The organism is Sinorhizobium fredii NGR234 (assembly GCF_000018545.1).
Classification (GTDB): domain Bacteria; phylum Pseudomonadota; class Alphaproteobacteria; order Rhizobiales; family Rhizobiaceae; genus Sinorhizobium; species Sinorhizobium fredii_A.
On record NC_012586.1, the window covers coordinates 352853 to 368976 of the forward strand.

General features: G+C 63.1%; 13 protein-coding genes. 7 read left to right on the forward strand and 6 right to left on the reverse strand.

Annotated elements, in window-relative coordinates:
* Window positions 1–102 precede the first annotated feature (102 nt).
* From NGR_RS01725 to NGR_RS01755, 7 genes are read left to right on the forward strand one after another with little or no spacing between them, the layout of a single operon-like run.
* On the forward strand, window positions 103–534 hold the full coding sequence (locus tag NGR_RS01725) for a ParB N-terminal domain-containing protein (RefSeq protein WP_012706415.1): 432 nt from the start codon (window positions 103–105) through the stop codon (window positions 532–534).
* A complete protein-coding gene (locus NGR_RS01730; RefSeq protein WP_012706416.1) occupies window positions 531–1904 on the forward strand; it encodes a Y4yA family PLP-dependent enzyme in 1374 nt (457 codons plus the stop codon). Before NGR_RS01725 ends, NGR_RS01730 begins: the two co-directional genes overlap by 4 nt.
* A complete protein-coding gene (locus NGR_RS01735; protein WP_012706417.1) occupies window positions 1905–2915 on the forward strand; it encodes a PLP-dependent cysteine synthase family protein in 1011 nt (336 codons plus the stop codon).
* On the forward strand, window positions 2912–4051 hold the full coding sequence (locus NGR_RS01740; RefSeq protein ID WP_012706418.1) for an NAD/NADP octopine/nopaline dehydrogenase family protein: 1140 nt from the start codon (window positions 2912–2914) through the stop codon (window positions 4049–4051). Before NGR_RS01735 ends, NGR_RS01740 begins: the two co-directional genes overlap by 4 nt.
* Entirely contained in the window at window positions 4051–5937 is a 1887-nt protein-coding gene (locus NGR_RS01745; protein WP_164923803.1) for an IucA/IucC family protein, read from the forward strand. Before NGR_RS01740 ends, NGR_RS01745 begins: the two co-directional genes overlap by 1 nt.
* On the forward strand, window positions 5934–7163 hold the full coding sequence (locus tag NGR_RS01750; protein ID WP_012706420.1) for an MFS transporter: 1230 nt from the start codon (window positions 5934–5936) through the stop codon (window positions 7161–7163). Before NGR_RS01745 ends, NGR_RS01750 begins: the two co-directional genes overlap by 4 nt.
* Before the next feature lie 35 nt (window positions 7164–7198).
* Complete coding sequence (locus tag NGR_RS01755) at window positions 7199–8326, forward strand: ABC transporter substrate-binding protein (protein ID WP_164924033.1); 1128 nt, start codon at window positions 7199–7201, stop codon at window positions 8324–8326.
* A gap of 300 nt (window positions 8327–8626) precedes the next feature.
* Here the strand turns inward: NGR_RS01755 and NGR_RS01760 are convergent, their stop codons facing one another.
* The 6 genes from NGR_RS01760 to NGR_RS01785 all read right to left on the reverse strand — a co-directional run bounded on the left by NGR_RS01760 (window position 8627) and on the right by NGR_RS01785 (window position 16060).
* Window positions 8627–10768 (reverse strand): TonB-dependent receptor, encoded by a 2142-nt coding sequence (locus NGR_RS01760; protein ID WP_012706422.1) that lies wholly within the window; start codon window positions 10766–10768, stop codon window positions 8627–8629.
* A gap of 402 nt (window positions 10769–11170) precedes the next feature.
* Window positions 11171–11932 carry an SDR family NAD(P)-dependent oxidoreductase gene (locus tag NGR_RS01765; RefSeq protein ID WP_012706423.1) on the reverse strand — a complete coding sequence of 254 codons (762 nt, stop codon included), beginning with the start codon at window positions 11930–11932 and terminating at the stop codon, window positions 11171–11173.
* A gap of 4 nt (window positions 11933–11936) precedes the next feature.
* Complete coding sequence (locus NGR_RS01770; protein WP_012706424.1) at window positions 11937–12755, reverse strand: ABC transporter permease; 819 nt, start codon at window positions 12753–12755, stop codon at window positions 11937–11939.
* Window positions 12755–13621, reverse strand: a complete 867-nt coding sequence (locus NGR_RS01775; protein ID WP_164923804.1) for an ABC transporter permease — start codon at window positions 13619–13621, stop codon at window positions 12755–12757. Before NGR_RS01775 ends, NGR_RS01770 begins: the two co-directional genes overlap by 1 nt.
* A 147-nt stretch (window positions 13622–13768) precedes the next feature.
* On the reverse strand, window positions 13769–14929 hold the full coding sequence (locus NGR_RS01780; protein WP_012706426.1) for a polyamine ABC transporter substrate-binding protein: 1161 nt from the start codon (window positions 14927–14929) through the stop codon (window positions 13769–13771).
* A gap of 51 nt (window positions 14930–14980) precedes the next feature.
* Window positions 14981–16060 carry an ABC transporter ATP-binding protein gene (locus NGR_RS01785; protein WP_012706427.1) on the reverse strand — a complete coding sequence of 360 codons (1080 nt, stop codon included), beginning with the start codon at window positions 16058–16060 and terminating at the stop codon, window positions 14981–14983.
* Window positions 16061–16124 lie beyond the last annotated feature (64 nt).

The window sequence follows — 16124 nt, forward strand, 5'->3', positions numbered from 1 at the left end:
CTCTTGACGATACAATCACCGCTGGCTATAGCGGCACATATCTTGAGTCATATACTCAAGAAATGTGTGCGATGCAAAACAGCGAGCGCGAGGCCGGACCGCATGGAATTTTGCCTTCTCTCCCCAGCACAATTGATCCCGACAGAAGAGGTGAATCTCGACAGGGTCGATGCACTGCAGACCCAAATCCTGCAAGCGGGCTCATGGACCGCCCCAATAACAGTCGAGAAGGATGAGTTGTTCGTGATGGACGGTCATCACCGGCTGACCGTCGCGCACCGCCTCCGACTCGCCATGGTGCCCGTGGTCCTTCTCGACTACGATTCCGTGCGGGTGGAAAGTTGGCGCCCGGATGAGAACATCACGCCCTCGGAAATCTTCGCGATGGCGCGCAGTGGGCGCAAGTTTCCCTACAAGACGACTCGGCACATTTTCGCGCAGGGCTTGCCGAGATGCGATGTGCCGCTTGAGCTTTTGAGCAGTCCCTCTCCGATGGACGTGGCGCCGGTCCATTCCGCGGGGGCCCTGTCATGACGCTGCATGGTCACAAGATCGGCTTTGGCCTGCCGCCCATCTTGCGATCGGCGACGGCAGACCTTCTCACCCGACACGGTCCCCTTCTTCTGGACTGGGTTACTTGCTATGGCTCGCCTCTCAATCTGGTTTGGCCGGATGCGTTGCAAAAGAATCTTGCCGCCTTGAAAGGCGTGCTGACGGAGCGCCGCGTCGGGCATGCGGTCTATTATGGGGTGAAGGTCAACAAATCGCTCGGTCTCATGCGGGCAGCGCTCAGCGCGGGTGCCGGGCTCGACGTTTCCAGTCTTTGCGAACTTCGCGACGCAAGGCGGCTCGGGGCCGAGGGTGTAAGGCTCGTGGCGACGGGACCGGCGAAGACGAGCGCTTTTCATAAAGAGCTGATCGATTGCAGCGCGCTGATATCGGTGGATTCGCCGGAAGAGCTGGAGGATCTCATCGACGGTCTGCCGGCAGATGCCGGTCCACAGCCGATCCTCTTGCGTTTGCGGCCGAGGGACCAGAGCAAGAGCCGCTTCGGCATGCCAGGCGACGCGGTCGTTCATTGCCTTGCTCGCCTTACCGCTGAAAACAGGTTGCGTTTCGACGGGCTGCATTTCCACCTGAGCGGCTATCGCTGGGAGACGCGTGTCGCGGCGCTCAGCGAAGCTGCCGACCTAATTACCAAGGCCCGGCGGATGGGATTTTCTCCGCGCATGATCGATATCGGTGGCGGCCTGCCCATCCAATATGTCGACCAGGTCAAATACCGGGCACATCTCGCGGCGCAGGCGCCCGAGGACTATCGCACCGGGAAAATACCGGACTCCTTCTATCCCTATGGTGGCACTCTCTCGCCGGCCGATTGGCTGCACCGGCTCCTGGAGGCGGAAATGAGCCAGGGGCAAAGCGTAGCCGGCTATCTGGCGCGTGAGGGCCTCACCCTCGCGATGGAGCCGGGCCGCGCCCTGACCGACCAGGCGGCGATCACCGTCTTCCGGATCTCGCGGGTGAAGGCACTCGGTCCGGATTCGCACGTCATCTTTGTCGAAGGCAGCAGCTTCAGCGCCTGCGAAACCTGGTTCGCCTCCGAATTCCTGGTCGATCCGATTCTCGTGCCGGTCACGAGGCCGGCCGCTCAATCGCCGCCAATCCGTGCCTATCTGGCCGGCCATAGCTGCCTGGACGAAGACGTCATCAGCAACAGATGGCTGACCTTCCCGATTGCACCGCAGGCCGGTGACCTTCTGGTCTACGCCAACACCGGCGGCTACCAGATGGATCTCCTCGAAAACGAGTTCCATCGCCACCCCATGCCCGCCCGCCTCTGCGTCATTGACGACGCAGAAGGGCGGGCCACTCTCGTCCCCGACACTATTGGAGAGGTTTAGATGCTGCACACGACCGTAACGCAACTGATCGGCCAGACGCCGGTCATGTCGATCGACGTACCGGAACGCGACGCCACCCTGGTGCTGAAGATCGAGAAGAACAATCCGGGCGGCTCAATGAAGGACCGCATGGCGCGCAGCATGGTGGTTGCCGCACTTGAGGACGGGCGCCTGGCACCCGGCGGCACGATCGTCGAATCCTCCTCCGGAAACACCGGTACCGGCCTGGCGCTGGCGGCGCTGGAATTCGGCCTGCGTTTCATCGCCGTGGTCGATCACCATGCGGCACCCGACAAGATCCGGATGATGCGGGCGCTCGGCGCCGAGATCCGCTACGTCGAAGGCGATTTTGCCGAGGACCAGGTCGCCGTCGTCGAGCGGCAGCGCCTCGCCGCGCAGCTTGGCGCCCAGCTTCCCGGCGCGATGTTCATGAACCAGTCCGACAACCCGGCGAATCCGGACGGCTATGCCGGCCTCGTCGACGAACTGATCGCCCAGCTTCCGGGCGGCATCGATGCCTTCGTCGGCTGCGTCGGGACCGGAGGATCGATGACCGGCATCGCGCAACGCCTCAAGCGACACAACCCGGCGGTGCGCACGATCGCCGTGGAACCGGCCGGATCGATCGTCTTCGGCAAGCCCGGGCATCCTTACTATCAATCCGGCACGGGCACGCCCGCCGGCGACGAGGTCGGCAAGGTGCTCGACTACGGCTGCATCGACGAGGGGGTCCAGGTGACCGACGTGCAGGCCTTCGAGACGGCGCGCTATATCGCCCGCCGCAAGGGACTGCTCGTTGGCGGTTCGACCGGCGGTGCCATCTTCAAGGCACTGGAGTTCATCGTCGAAGGCAAGCTGACCGGCACGGTCGTGACCACCGTCGCCGATGGCGGCGAGAAGTATCTCGGCACGATCTTTGACGATGAGTGGATGGCGAAGCGCCGCCTGCTCGAACCCGCCATCGCCGCCCAGCTCGACGGTTGGCTCGCCGGAAGGGCGCGTGCCGCATGAAGGTGACGATTTGCGGAGCGGGCCGCACTGGACATTTGAACGCGGTCCTCTTCAAGCAGCGCCCGGGCATCGAAGTTTCCGTGCTGACGAGTTCCACGGAAGTCGCGGAAGCCTGGGCGGACGGCGACGGCCTATGGTATGCGCAAACGCCGAACGATCAGTTGCTGAGCGCCCGGCCAGACCATGTCGGCACCGATCCCGGCATGGCGCTCGAACGCGCCGACGTCGTGGTGATAACACAGCCGGCCCAGGCGCGGCCGGCACTCCTATCGCAAATGGCACCGCACCTGCCGCGCGACAGAAGCGTCTATGTCGGGGCGATCCCCGGCTTTTGCGGCTTCGACTGGCTTGCGGCGGGAGCACTTGAGGGTCGCGATAATGTCGTCGTCTGGGGCATGAAGGACGTGCCGCACACCGCGTTTGATCTCGTCCCCGGGCAACGAGTGCGGATGGGCGGCGGCAAGGCCGAACTCTTTGCCGCCCTTCACCGCCGTGAAAGCGCGGAAAGCGCCGCCGCGCTCGGGGCGATGCTCAATCGCCTCTACGACGCGCCCGTTACCATGCTCGACGACTACCTCGAGATCACGCTGACCCCCGGCAACCCCTTGATGCACCCGGCGGTGCTCTACGCCCTGATCGGCCCCGGGGCTCCGTTCGAGGACAGGCCCTTCGCCGAGCCGATCTGCTGGTGGAGCGATTGCCCGCTTGCGGGTGCCGAACTACTCGAGGCCCTGGACGCGGAAAACCAGGCCATCCGGCGGGCGAGCGAGGCACGGCTCGGCATCGACCTCAGTTCGGTGAAGCCGCTTCGCCAGGAACTGATCGAGGCTTATGGAGACCAGATCGGAGACGATCGGACCATGTACTCGCTCTTGCGCACCAACCGCGCCTATGCGGGGATACAGGCGCCGCTCGTCCCCAATCCCGATGGCCCGGGTCTCGTCATCGATCGCGAAAGCCGCACCTTTCATGAGGACATTGCCTTTGGACAGGCGCTGCTCGTCTCGATTGCCGCACGGCTCGGAGTGGCGGTCCCCACGATCTCCAAGACCTATAACTGGGCGCGCCATTACCACGGCCAATTGGCCGGCGGCGCGCCGGACTATGTTCCGACAGGCTGGCCGGAGGCTCAATGATGGACGACAGAACTTCTTTCGCGGCAGATCCCGTTTCGGGCGATGATCTCGCGCTTTTGTCGAACGCGTCGCGCAACGCGATCAACCGGCTGGTGCGCTGCCTGTTCGCCGAACGCCTGCTCGATCCCGACGCGTTGCTGTGGGCGCGTGACGGCCGCCAGGCCTGGTTTCCGCTCTGGGCGTCGCGGCGCGTGCTGCATTTCACCGATTTGCGCCTTGCACCGGCCGGAACGTTGCGGAATCGCGGCCAGATCGAGGTGCTGGACGCGGCCAACGGTCGCCAGAGAATAGACGATCCGGCGGCACTGATGCGGGAGGTTGCTCCTTCTCTCACGTTCACGCCTGCTCCCGACGGGATCGAGCATCTGCTGCGCGACATCGACAACAGCATGAGCAACGATATCCTCGCCCGCCGCGCGCGGGAAAGCTGGAGTGCCACGCTGCGTCAGCAGATCGCCGTGGCCGGCGCGCGCGGCTTCCTTGCCTATCTCGAAGAAGCCCTGCCGACGCATCTCGCGGCGATGACGCTCGACCAATGGGGCGCCCTCGAGGGCCATCCCTTCTATCCGACCTGGAAGGCAAAGCCGGGGCTGGCGCCCAAGGATGTCGCGGCGCTGTCGCCCGAGTTCGGCGCGCGGGTGCCCCTGCGCATCGCGGCACTGCGTAGCGACTGGGCCTATGTCGAGAAGATGCCGCAGGTAGGCAGCTATTTGGAATGGTTTGCCGCGAACTTCCCGGACCTCTGGTACGAATGGGCCGAGGGCTTGAAGGCGCGCGGCAAGGCGCCCGAGGATTGGCTGCCGCTGCCCATCCACGGCTGGCATCTCGAAAATTTCGTGCGCCGCGAATTCGCGGCCGAAATCGAGTCCGGCGTGCTCGACCCGCAAGGTCCCGAGATCGTCACGCTCCCAGCCATGTCGTTCCGCACGATGCTTCCCGAGACCGAGGCGCCAAGGCCCTTCATCAAGCTGCCGGTGGCGATCTGGATGACAAGCGAACAGCGCACGCTGCAGGGGAAATCGATCCATATGGGACCGCGCCTCAGCACGCTGATTTCCGACATCCTGTCGAAGGAGGATGATCTGAGACTCGGGCTGGAGATATTCACCGAAGAACTCGGCGCGATTCTGCGCCATCCGGAGACGGGCGACGAACATCCCGGCCGCTTCCTTTCGGTGGTCTATCGCAATGTCGATGCCCTCGCTCGGCAAGACCGCATGCTGCCGGTGACCGTGGCGGCGCTGCTGACGGCAGGTCCGCTCGACGGCCGGCCGCTCATTTGCGAACTCATCGCCAGGGCCGGCAGCGAGAGCGAGGCGACTGTTACGGCGTTCTTCCGCGCCTATGCACGCACCGTCGTCCGGCCGGCGCTTGCCATGTATCTGCTCTACGGCATCGCCTTCGAGGCGCATCAGCAAAACAGCACCGTGCTTTTCGACGATCACGGCATGCCGCAAAAGCTGCTGATCCGCGACTTCGGCGACGCCCGCAGTTTCACGCCGCTCTTCAAGGAGCTTGGCTACGATCTGAAGCCGTTCAGCCGCAAGGGCATTCTGCCGACCACGTTCGACGACGACATCAGCCCCGTGCGATCTTTCGTCATCGACGCCTGCTTCGTCTGCCACCTCCATGAGATCGCGCTCTGCCTCACCGGAGAATATTCGCTCACGGGCGATAGCCTGTGGCGGATCCTGCGGGAAGAGACGGAATCCGCGTTCGAGGCGCTCCGGCCGCGCATGCAGTCGGATGCATTCTGGATCGAGGAGCGCGAAGCCTTCCTCGAACGGCCTTGGCCGACCCGCTCGGTCCTGCGCATGCATCTGGAGCGCTATCGCGATTACCGGGTCGAACATCACTTGCCCAATCCGCTGGCGAGCGCGCAATGACGGGGGCAGTCGCCGTCCTGCGCGGCTTCGGACCCGTCTTCGCGCTGCTCTTCGCCCTGCAGTTCATCTCCATGGGCGCCATGGAGATGAGCGGTCCCTTCTGGCCGATCCAGATCAGGGCGTTGAGCCCCTCCGAAGGCGTCTTCGCCCTCGCAGGCATCGGGGTCTATGTCTGCCCCATGCTCGGCGTCTCGCTGACGAGCGCTTTCTGGGGACGCATGGGCGACCGCTTCGGCAATCGCCTGATGATGGTGCGGGCCCTGGCGGGACTGGCGGTCACGCAACTGCTCGTCGCCTTTGCGCAGGATGTCTGGACCATTCTGGCGCTGCGCTTCCTGCAAGGGGCCTGCGCCGGCTACATCGCCCCGGCCCAGGCCTACGGCGTCCAGGTGACCGGCGGGCGCGATCGCGCCGCTCTCTTCGCCTGGCTTCAGGTGGCGACCAACGTCGGCTCGCTCGGCGGCGCCTTTCTCGGAGGCCTCATCCTCGATGCCTTGCCTTTCGCTGCCGTCAATCTCACCGCCGGCGTGATCTGCGCGCTCTGCGCCGGCGTCGCCTGGGCGAGCCTGCCGGTTCCGCCACAAGGAACCGGCGGCGTCGGACCGGCCAAGGCGACGGCGGCATCCGGCGCTGTCTCGACCGGCATATCCGTCTCCGGACTTCTCGTGCTGATGGGTTTGCTGCTCACAAGCCGGATGGTTCTGCAGGTGCCGTTTGCCCTCTATATGTCCGAGGTTTACGGCGCCCAGCACTGGATCGCGGGGTTGAGCTACGGGCTGCTTGCGCTCGGCTTCGTCGTCGGTGCGCCGGTTTGGGCAAGGATATTCGCGTGGCGCGCGCCGGCCTTTGTGCTCGGGTGGAGCGTGTTGATCGTGGCCGGTTGCCTCTTGGTCACTGGCCTCGCCGGCTCGACCCGCAACATCGGCCTTTTCGCCGTGCTCTATCTTGCCTGGGGCGCCCTTCTGGGGGGAACGACCCCGGTCCTCCTGTCGCTCGTTTCGGCCGCGACGCTGAGCGACCGGCAGGGGTCGATCCTCGGGCTCGCGCAAACCTGCCAGCAGGGCGCGTCGGTCGTGGGGATCATCGCCGGCGTCGTCGCAACTCAACGCTTTGGGCTCGAAGTGGCGTTCCCGCTCGTAGCAAGCCTCTACGGCCTTTCATTTTTAGTGGCGCTCGCCCTGTGGCTCAAATCGCGCCGGTCGTTTGATAAGGGAGAAATATCGTGAGGAGAATACGTTCGGCGTTTCTAGCCGTGGGAGCCATGCTGGCCCTATGGATGCCGGCCCCGGCCTTCGCCGAGGAGCAGGCGGCGACGGAGGGGCAAGCCCCGATCACCGTCACCGACATTGCCGGCCGCGAGGTGACGGTAAACGCGCCGGTCAAGCGCATCCTCCTTGGCGAGGGACGGCACCTCTATCTGATCGCCTCGCTCGATACGGAAGATCCCTTGTCCCGCGTCGTCGCCTGGCGCAACGACCTGATCGAAGCCGATCCGGCCACCTATGCGCAATATCTCCAGGCCTTTCCCAAGCTCGCCAAGCTGCCGGCCTCCCCGGGGCAGGAAAACGGGCTGATCGAGATCGAGTCGACCATCGTCCAGAAGCCTGACGTCGTCCTTCTCAATCTGGAGGCCATGCGCGCCAACGAGGACGCCAAATATATCGAGAAGCTGGCGGAGCTGAAAATCCCGGTCCTCTATATCGACTTCCGCCACTATCCGCTGAAGAACACGGAGCCGACCATTCGCCTGCTCGGCAAGATCATGGGGCGCGAGGCGCGCGCGGAAGAGATCATCGAATTCCGCCATAAGGCCATGGCCCGCGTGACCGACGTTCTTGCCCTGGCGAAGCCCGAGCGCCCAAGGGTCTTCGTCGAGCGGATCGGCGGCTATGCCGACGATTGTTGCCTTTCCTTCGGCGCCGAAAACTTCGGCAAATATGTCGAGCTTGCCGGCGGCCACAATATCGGCAGCGACATCCTCCCCACGACCTTCGGCCAGCTCAACCCCGAGCAGGTGATCGCCGCCAACCCCGAACATGTGGTCGTCACCAGCGCCGACTGGGAGGCCTATGTACCCGGCGGCCACTGGATCCCGCTCGGCCCCGGCGCCGATCCGAGGGTGACCCGGCAAAAGCTCGAATGGTTCACCAGCCGCAGTGCCTACACAGATATCGCAGCTGAGAAGACGCGGAACTTCCACGGCATCTGGCATCAGTTCTATAACAGCCCCTACGAGTTCTTTGCCGTCCAGCAACTGGCGAAATGGTTTCACCCGGACCTGTTTGCCGATCTCGATCCGGACGCGACATTTGCGGAGTACCACCGCCGTTTCCTGCCCATTCCCTATCGTCCGGGCTATGCCATCAGCCTTGCTGACAGCACCGAGTAAGGTGCATAAAAATGGCAGGCCGCTGCCAGCTCATTCTCAATGGACAACGAGGGAGCGGCGTCCGGCAATCAAACCTGAAAGTGCTTTTAATGGGCGGGATTCAACGAAGAGCCTGGCCTTTGCTTTTGCGCAGCGGCAACGCGTGTAGAACTGGTCGCCTGCGTCGGCAAGTCGCCGACCGACTTTCGCAAACTTGTATTTGTTTGGATCAAATGGCTGGAGGCCGCCGGCTACTAGCCGGCGCCTCCTCTAATTTCACCAGAGGCTGTGTCGTCATCGGCGATGGACGTGCACCCGATATCAGAAATCGGTCGTCATGGAGACCTTCACAGTCAGCGGCGCACCCTGCGAAATCGTGCCGAAGCTCGCGACCCCTGACCAGTAATCGAGGTCGAAGACGTTTTCGACGTTGGCCCGGAGAGTGACCGGCCTCTCACTGATCTCGGTCAGGTAACGGGCGCCGAGATCAAGCCGCGTCCAGGAGGGGATTTCCTGGGTGTTTGCGGTGTTCACAAATTGCTCGTCGGTGTGGATGACATTGCCGGTGAGCGTCAGGCCGGTCAAGAAGGGCGTATCCCACTCCGCCCCCAGATTGACCTGCAGCGAAGGCACGCCGATCGGCGTATTGCCGCGCGTCGCGTCATCATTCGTTTTCGTGATTTCACCGTGAATGAAGGTGACGCCACCGAGCACTCGGATCTCGGGGGTCACCTCGCCGAAGACGTTCAACTCCACGCCGCGGTTGCGCTGCTCGCCGCCTTCGACGAAGACCAGATCGCTGCCGCGCGCCTCGAGCACGCCGAAAGGCTTTTCGATCTGAAAGGCGCTGACGGTCACCGCGACCCGGCCCAGGTCGACCTTGGTGCCGACCTCGTACTGCCTGGATCGGTAGGGCGCGAGTGTTTCGCCCGAATTAACCGCCGTCGTCGGAGCGGTGTCGCCGACGCTCAGCCCCTCGACGTAGTTGGCGTAAAACGCGACATTCTCCCACGGCTTGACGACGATGCCGGCAAGCGGCGTCAATGCACTCTCATCGGAAGAGCTAGAGACGTCACCCGTGACTGGGCTGTAGTTTTCGGTGTCGATGTGCTGCCAGCGCCCACCCAAAGTCAGTTGCACGCGCTCGTCGAACATCGACATCGTGTCAGACAGCGCGAAACCGTGGAAGATGTTTTCCGAGACTCTTGGCACATGCGTCGGTTGCGGCACATCCTGCTCGGGGCGAGGAAGCGGATCGAAGATATTGGTTAACTGCGCAGTCCCTGAGTTCGAGCCGCGGGCGAGACTCTGCTGAAGTCCGCTGACCTGGAATGTGACCGAATGATCAATTGCCGCCGTCTCGAACTCGGCCCGAACGCCCGCCTCCGCCGTCAGGCGGTCGACATCGAAAACGAAATTCTGCGGCGTGACACTGACGTCGCCGGCGGAGTTAAGAAGCAGTGGCGTACCGAAGAGCCGCTCGACGCGCGAATTGCCGCCGCCGACGGCTGCGAACACGGTGACGGCGTCGCTGACGTCATATTCAACCCGCCCCAGCCAGGACAAGTCGTCCGTCCTTGCCCATTCCCAAGGTTCCTGGATGTTGGAGCGGCCGGCCGGCGCGTCGGGAATTTCAAAGCTGCCAAAGGGGAAGAATGGGCGCAATGGGGCGTCGATGTCCTGGCGCTGCCCGACGACGTCCAATGTCGCTCTGAAGTCTTCGCCCTCGTAGTCGAGTGCCAGCGCCCCGACCGCAACGTCCAGCGAGTGGTTGTCGATCGCCGTGTCGCCGCCGTGATAACTGCCGTTGAAGCGAACGCCGAACTGCCGCTGGTCGCCAAACCGGCGGCTGACGTCTAAATGGCCGCCGCCATAAAGATCCGAAGCATAGTCGGTCGTCACTCGGGTCAGGTCGACGTCAGACGCGCGCTTCGGCACGATATTGACAGTGCCGCCGACGCTGCTGTTGGGAGAGATGCCATAGAGGAGTGCTGTCGGCCCTTTGAGGACCTCCACACGTTCGATATAATCCGTAAACAGGCGGTAGGTCGGGGCGACGCCGTAGACGCCATCGAAAGCGACCTCGCCGAAGTTCCCCTCATTCAAAGGGAAGCCTCTGATGTAAAACGAGTCCAGCATGCCGCCGGATGCGTGCGTGCTCCTTACCGAGGGGTCGTTGGCCAGGACGTCGGCCACGGTCTTTGCATTCTGGTTTTCGATCGTCGCCGCCGTGTAGCTGGTGATATTGAACGGCGTGTCCATGAAGTCGCGATTGCCGAGGAAGCCCACGCGACCGCCGCGCGCCACCTGCCCCCCGGCATAGTCTTCCACCGCTGTGCCAATCGTCGCATTCGCGTTGCTCGCCCTCACTTCGAGACGCTCCAGCGCCGTCGCATCTTGCGCCAGTGCGACGCGGCTTACCGTCGCCAGCAAGACAGCCAGCAGTCCAACACGCAGTTCCATACGAGCCCCCTTTGAGAACAATGACCAAAACAGTCGGCTCGCTTTGCAGGAGCTGAGTGCGTTGGCACAAAGGGGTGTTAGATAACTTGATTTTTTCTGTCAAGAAATAGAGCGCATTGTTTGTCACTTACTCACTGGCACACCAACGTGCACGCGTGGGCTGCCCGGATAATCAAAGTGAAAACTACCTGTACGGCATCGTCTGCCGAGTCTGCATTGAGCTGCCCGTATCTTTTTTGGACCGAGTCCGCTTAAGATTCGTCTGGGAAGCAGCAAAGCATGAAGCCCTCTCTGAAGGATCATGGCGGCGTCGAACAGACCGTCGAGCACATAGGCTGCCTCGCTCCCGGGTTGCGAATGCTGTAAGCCGCATCACTCGCGGTTCTCGACTTGAACTGACTTTCAAACCACGGTTTCGCCGCCGTCGACCACCAGAATCTGACCGGTCATATAAGAGGAGCGGTCGGAAACAAGGAAGAGGATCGACTCAGCGATCTCGTCGACACTCGCCCAACGGCCGAGCGGCACCTTCTTGCGGATGTAGGCATCGATGGCGCTCCGCCCCCCCATCTGGTTGATAAAGGGTTCGTTGAAGGGGGTGTCGACCCAGCCGGGACAAAGAGCATTCACCCGCACACCATACTTCGCATAGTCGCCGGCCATCTGCCGAGTCATGGCGATCACCGCATGCTTCGTCGTTGTATAGGCGATCATCTCGCGGTCGTAGAGCACGCCGGAAGACGAGGAGGTATTGACGATCACGCCGCGGCCTGCGGCTTTCATCGCCGGCATGACGAAGCGGGCGGCCATGAAGTGAGCGCGGACATTGAGGTTCCAGGAGCGGTCGAAGCCCGCCACTTCGACCTGTTCAAGATCGCCGGCGACCTGGGCGCCAGCATGGTTGTGCAGGATATCAATGCGGCCGTGCCGCGCGGCGACGTCAGCTATGCCGCCCGCGAGCGCCTCGTCGTTGGTGACGTCGATAGCGAGCGCTTCGGCGCTGCCCCCCTTGGCGGCGATCGATGTCACCGTCTCTACGGCAGCCTTCGCGCTGCGGTCGACGACGACCACATGGGCGCCTTCACGCGCCATGATGGCAGCGCCCGCCTGACCGATCCCGGAGCCGGCGCCGGTCACGATCGCGATCCGGTCTTTCAGGATCATGGTTTCACTCCCCGGATTTACTTTTCTTCTCGCGCATCAGCAGGCGCGCTGTCAGGATCAGGAGAAGCGAGGCGACCAGAACCAGGGTCGCGATCGCATTTATCTCCGGCGTCACGCCGCGACGGATCGAGGCGAAGACATAGATCGGCAAGGTGGTCTTCGAGCCCGCGACGAAGAAGGCGATGATGAAATCGTCGAAGGAGAAGGTGAAGGCGAGCAAGAAGCCGGCGAGGATCGAGGGCAGGATCTGCGGCAGTACGATCAGCCGAAAAGTGGTGAGCGGCGTCGCATAGAGATCACTCGACGCCTCGACGATGTCGCGGCCGAGACTGGCGATTCGCGCCTTCACGATCATGGCGACGAGCGCCATCGAGAAGAGGCCGTGGGCAGCGATGATCGAGCCGTAGCCAAGCCCGAGCTGTGGCGGGTGATCGCCCGGCCAGATCGTCGCGAGCGCCGGATTGACGAAGGAGAACACAGCGACAAGGGCGACGAGCGTGGCGATGCCAATGACGACACCCGGAACGACGATCGCCGCGGCGAACAATGCATCGAAGACCGCCCGCGTGCGGATGCCGAGCCGCTCCATGCCGAGCGCGGCCATGGTCCCGAATACCGCGGCGAGTGCGGCGCTGGTGAAGGCGATCATCAGGCTGTTCTGCAGCGCGGAGACCAGGAAGGTGTTACCGAGGGCTTTGCCGTACCAGGCGGTCGAGAACCCGGTGAACTCGCTGGCATTGCGCCCCGCATTGAAGGAGAACAGGACGACCAGAACGATCGGCGCATAGAGAAAGAGATAGACGGAGGAGACGAGAGCGCGCATCAGACGAGATCCACCTGTCTTGTTCCGGCGACCTTCCAGGCAATGCGCATCGCGACCATGAGCACAATGACCACAACTGCGACCAGCGTGACGGCGATCGCCGAACCGAAAGGCCAGTTACGCGACTGTAGGAAAAGATCGACCAGCGCGTTGCCGATGAAGAAGACCTTGCCGCCACCGAGAAGCTGCGGGATCAGATACTCGCCGAGAAGCAAGATGGTCACGAGCGCGACACCGGTCATGACGCCCGGGAGCGACAGGGGCAGGGTTACGCCGAAGAAGCTCGAGACCGGCTTCGCCCCAAGATCGGCGGAGGCCTCCAGAAGACGCCGATCGAGCTTTTCGAGGCTCACATAGATAGGCATGATCATCAGCGGCAGGTAGCCATAGACGATGCCGAGCAGCACGGCTCCGGGCGTGTTGAGCAGGCGGACGTCCTCGATCCCGATCATCGCGAGCAGGTGGGGAATGCCGCGCGAGCCGAGAATATACATCCAGGCGTAGGTGCGCACGAGCAGGCTCGTCCAGAAAGGCACCACGACGAGCGACACGAGGATTAAACGGAAGCGCGGGTTCGCTTTGAGCGCGAGGTAATAGGCGACAGGGTAGGCGACAAGCAGGCAGAGCAGGGCGCCCGCGGGCGCCAGCAGCAGCGTGTTCCAGAAGGCGGCCGCCCGTGTCGGGAGATTGGCGAACTGCGCAAAGGTGAAGGCGGCCTGATAGCCGCCCTCCGGCGCGCGTTCACCGAAGGCGAAGACGAGCATGGCGATGAAAGGAAGGACCAGGAAGACGGTCAGCCACGCGGCCGCCGGCGCAACCAGCGCCGCCGTTACCAGGTTCCTCTTCGTCTTCATTGCCTTACGCATAGAGTGGTCCGTCAGAAATGCTCGTGAACCTGGCCCCCACCTTCTCCGGCAGCAGGGCGAAGGGCACTCGCGGCACCCGCCTGTCCCTTCTCCCATCAAAACTGGGAGAAGAGCGCGGCAGCGGGATGAGCGGCGATCAGCCTCACCTCAAGCCGCCTTGAAGCGCGCCATCAGCTCCGCGCGGCCCGGGTCGGTGAGCGTTACGGCGGCGCCGAATTCGAGCGGGGTCAGCGCCGCTTCGTCCGGATAAACGATCTTGTTCGAAGTCACCTCTGCCGGCAGCAGCTTCAGGACGCGGCTGTCGGTCGTCGGCGCGCCGTTGGCGATGTGCTCCTTGACGGCGTTTTCGGGCGCCATCAGGTAGTTGAGCAGGGCATATCCCGCAGCCTTGTTGGCCGCGCTCTTCGGGATCGCGTAGAAGTCCGACCAAATCTCGCCGCCGTCCTTACCGAGCACGAACTTGATTTCCGGCATGTCGCGATTGAGCTGAGCGCCGTCGTTGGTCCAACACATGGTCATCCAGGCGTCGGTCGCGCGCATGGCCGGCTGGTAATCGCTGTTGATCGCGTAGAGATGCGGCTTGACCTTGATCAGAACCTCCTCTGCCTTGGCGAGTTCATCGGGCTTGATCGAATTGAAGGAGAAGCCAAGCGATACCAAGGCATTGCCGATGGTGGTGAGCTGGTAGTCGTGCACCATGGCGCGGCCGTCGGCCTCGGCCATCGCCACCTCGAAGAAGTCCTTCCAACTCGTGACGGGCTTCTTGATCTTGTCGGAATTCAGCGCGATTCCGGTCGTTCCCCAGTTCTTCGGCAGCGCATAGGTCTTGCCGTCGACGATGCCTTCATTCGTGAAGCGGGGATTCTCCGTCGAGGCGTCGTAGTTCGGCAGCTTCGACATGTCGAGTTCGTCGATGAGGCCGAGCTTCACATAGGTCGAGATCGTGTAGTTGGTGGGCACGAAGAGGTCCCAACCCGTGCCCCCGGCCTGCAGCTTTGCAAGCATCTCCTCGTTCGAGCCGAAGACGTTGACCTCGACGGCGACGCCGGTTGCGGCCTTGAAAGCCTCGAAGGTGGCGGGGTCATGATAGTTCGGCCAGGTCGCGATCGACATCTGGGTGCCAAGATCTTCGGCGAATGCCGTCGCGTTGAAGATGCCGGGTTGGCGCGCCAGCACCGCGGTCGCGAGGCCAAGGCCGGTGACACCGAGGAAGTGACGGCGGGTGACCGAGCCGCGCTTCAAGCGCATCAACTCGTCAGCAAGCTTGTCCGCGGTGATCGGTGCATTCTTTCTATACCACTTCGTCATGATGCTGTTCCCTTATCGTTGACATGCGTTGATGCGATGGCTCCGGCGCGTTCAGGCCGGAAAAACATGCATTGCGTTTGGGTCGAAGACGAGCCCGATCCTTTCCCCGGGCTCCGCGAGCGCGCTTTCATCGAGACTGCGGCGATCGGCGGTGACGAGAAAATCGCCGAGCCCATCGACCTCGACCGAGTATTCGACTGATGAACCGAGAAAGATGCGGTGGGTAACAATGCCCTGGAGAGTTGCATCGCCAGCGCGAACGATGCTGATCGCTTCAGGGCGCAGGGCCACCAAGGCCGGGCCGACCGTGCCGTTGGCGCGCGAGGGCTTTTGAAGGCTGACCCCGTTGGCGAACCGGATCGCGCTTGCGTCCGGTTCGATTGTCGCGGCGATGCGGTTCGTCTTGCCGACGAAATCGGCGACGAAGAGGCTTGCGGGGCGGTCGTATATTTCCTGGGGCGGTCCAATCTGGACGATGCGGCCGGTACTCATGACGCAGACGAGGTCGCTCATCGACAGCGCTTCTTCCTGGTCATGGGTAACGAGAACGAAGGTGATGCCGAGCTCGCGCTGCAGGCTCTGGAGCTCGATCTGCATGGCTGTGCGCAGCTTCTTGTCGAGCGCCGCGAGCGGTTCGTCGAGAAGCAGCACCTTTGGCTTGTTGACGATGGCGCGAGCAAGCGCCACGCGCTGCTGCTGACCGCCGGATAGTTCATGGATGCGGCGCTTGTCGTAGCCGCCGAGGCGCACCAGTTCGAGCGCCTCCTGCGTGCGGCGGGCGATCTCGACAGGCGCGATGCGCGGGCGCATCTGCTTCAGCCCGTAGGCGACGTTCTGCTCGACGTCGAGATGGGGGAACAGCGCATATTGCTGGAAGACCATGTTGACCGGACGGCGATAGGCCGGGACACCGTTCATCGGGTCGCCACCGATATAAACGGCGCCCTCGCTCGGCTGCTCGAAACCGCCGATCATGCGCAGGCACGTGGTCTTGCCACAGCCGGAGGGGCCCAGCAGCGCCACGAACGCGCCTCTGGGTACGGTGAGGTTGATGTCCGACACGGCCGTCACGCTGCCATAGCGTTTGGTAACCGAACGGAATTCGATGTCGTTCGTCGAAGCGGATGTCACGTCTGTTCCCTGCGGCCATTCTCGGAATTTTAGCGGTTGTCCTGCCGCTTCTTCCCACCGTCAT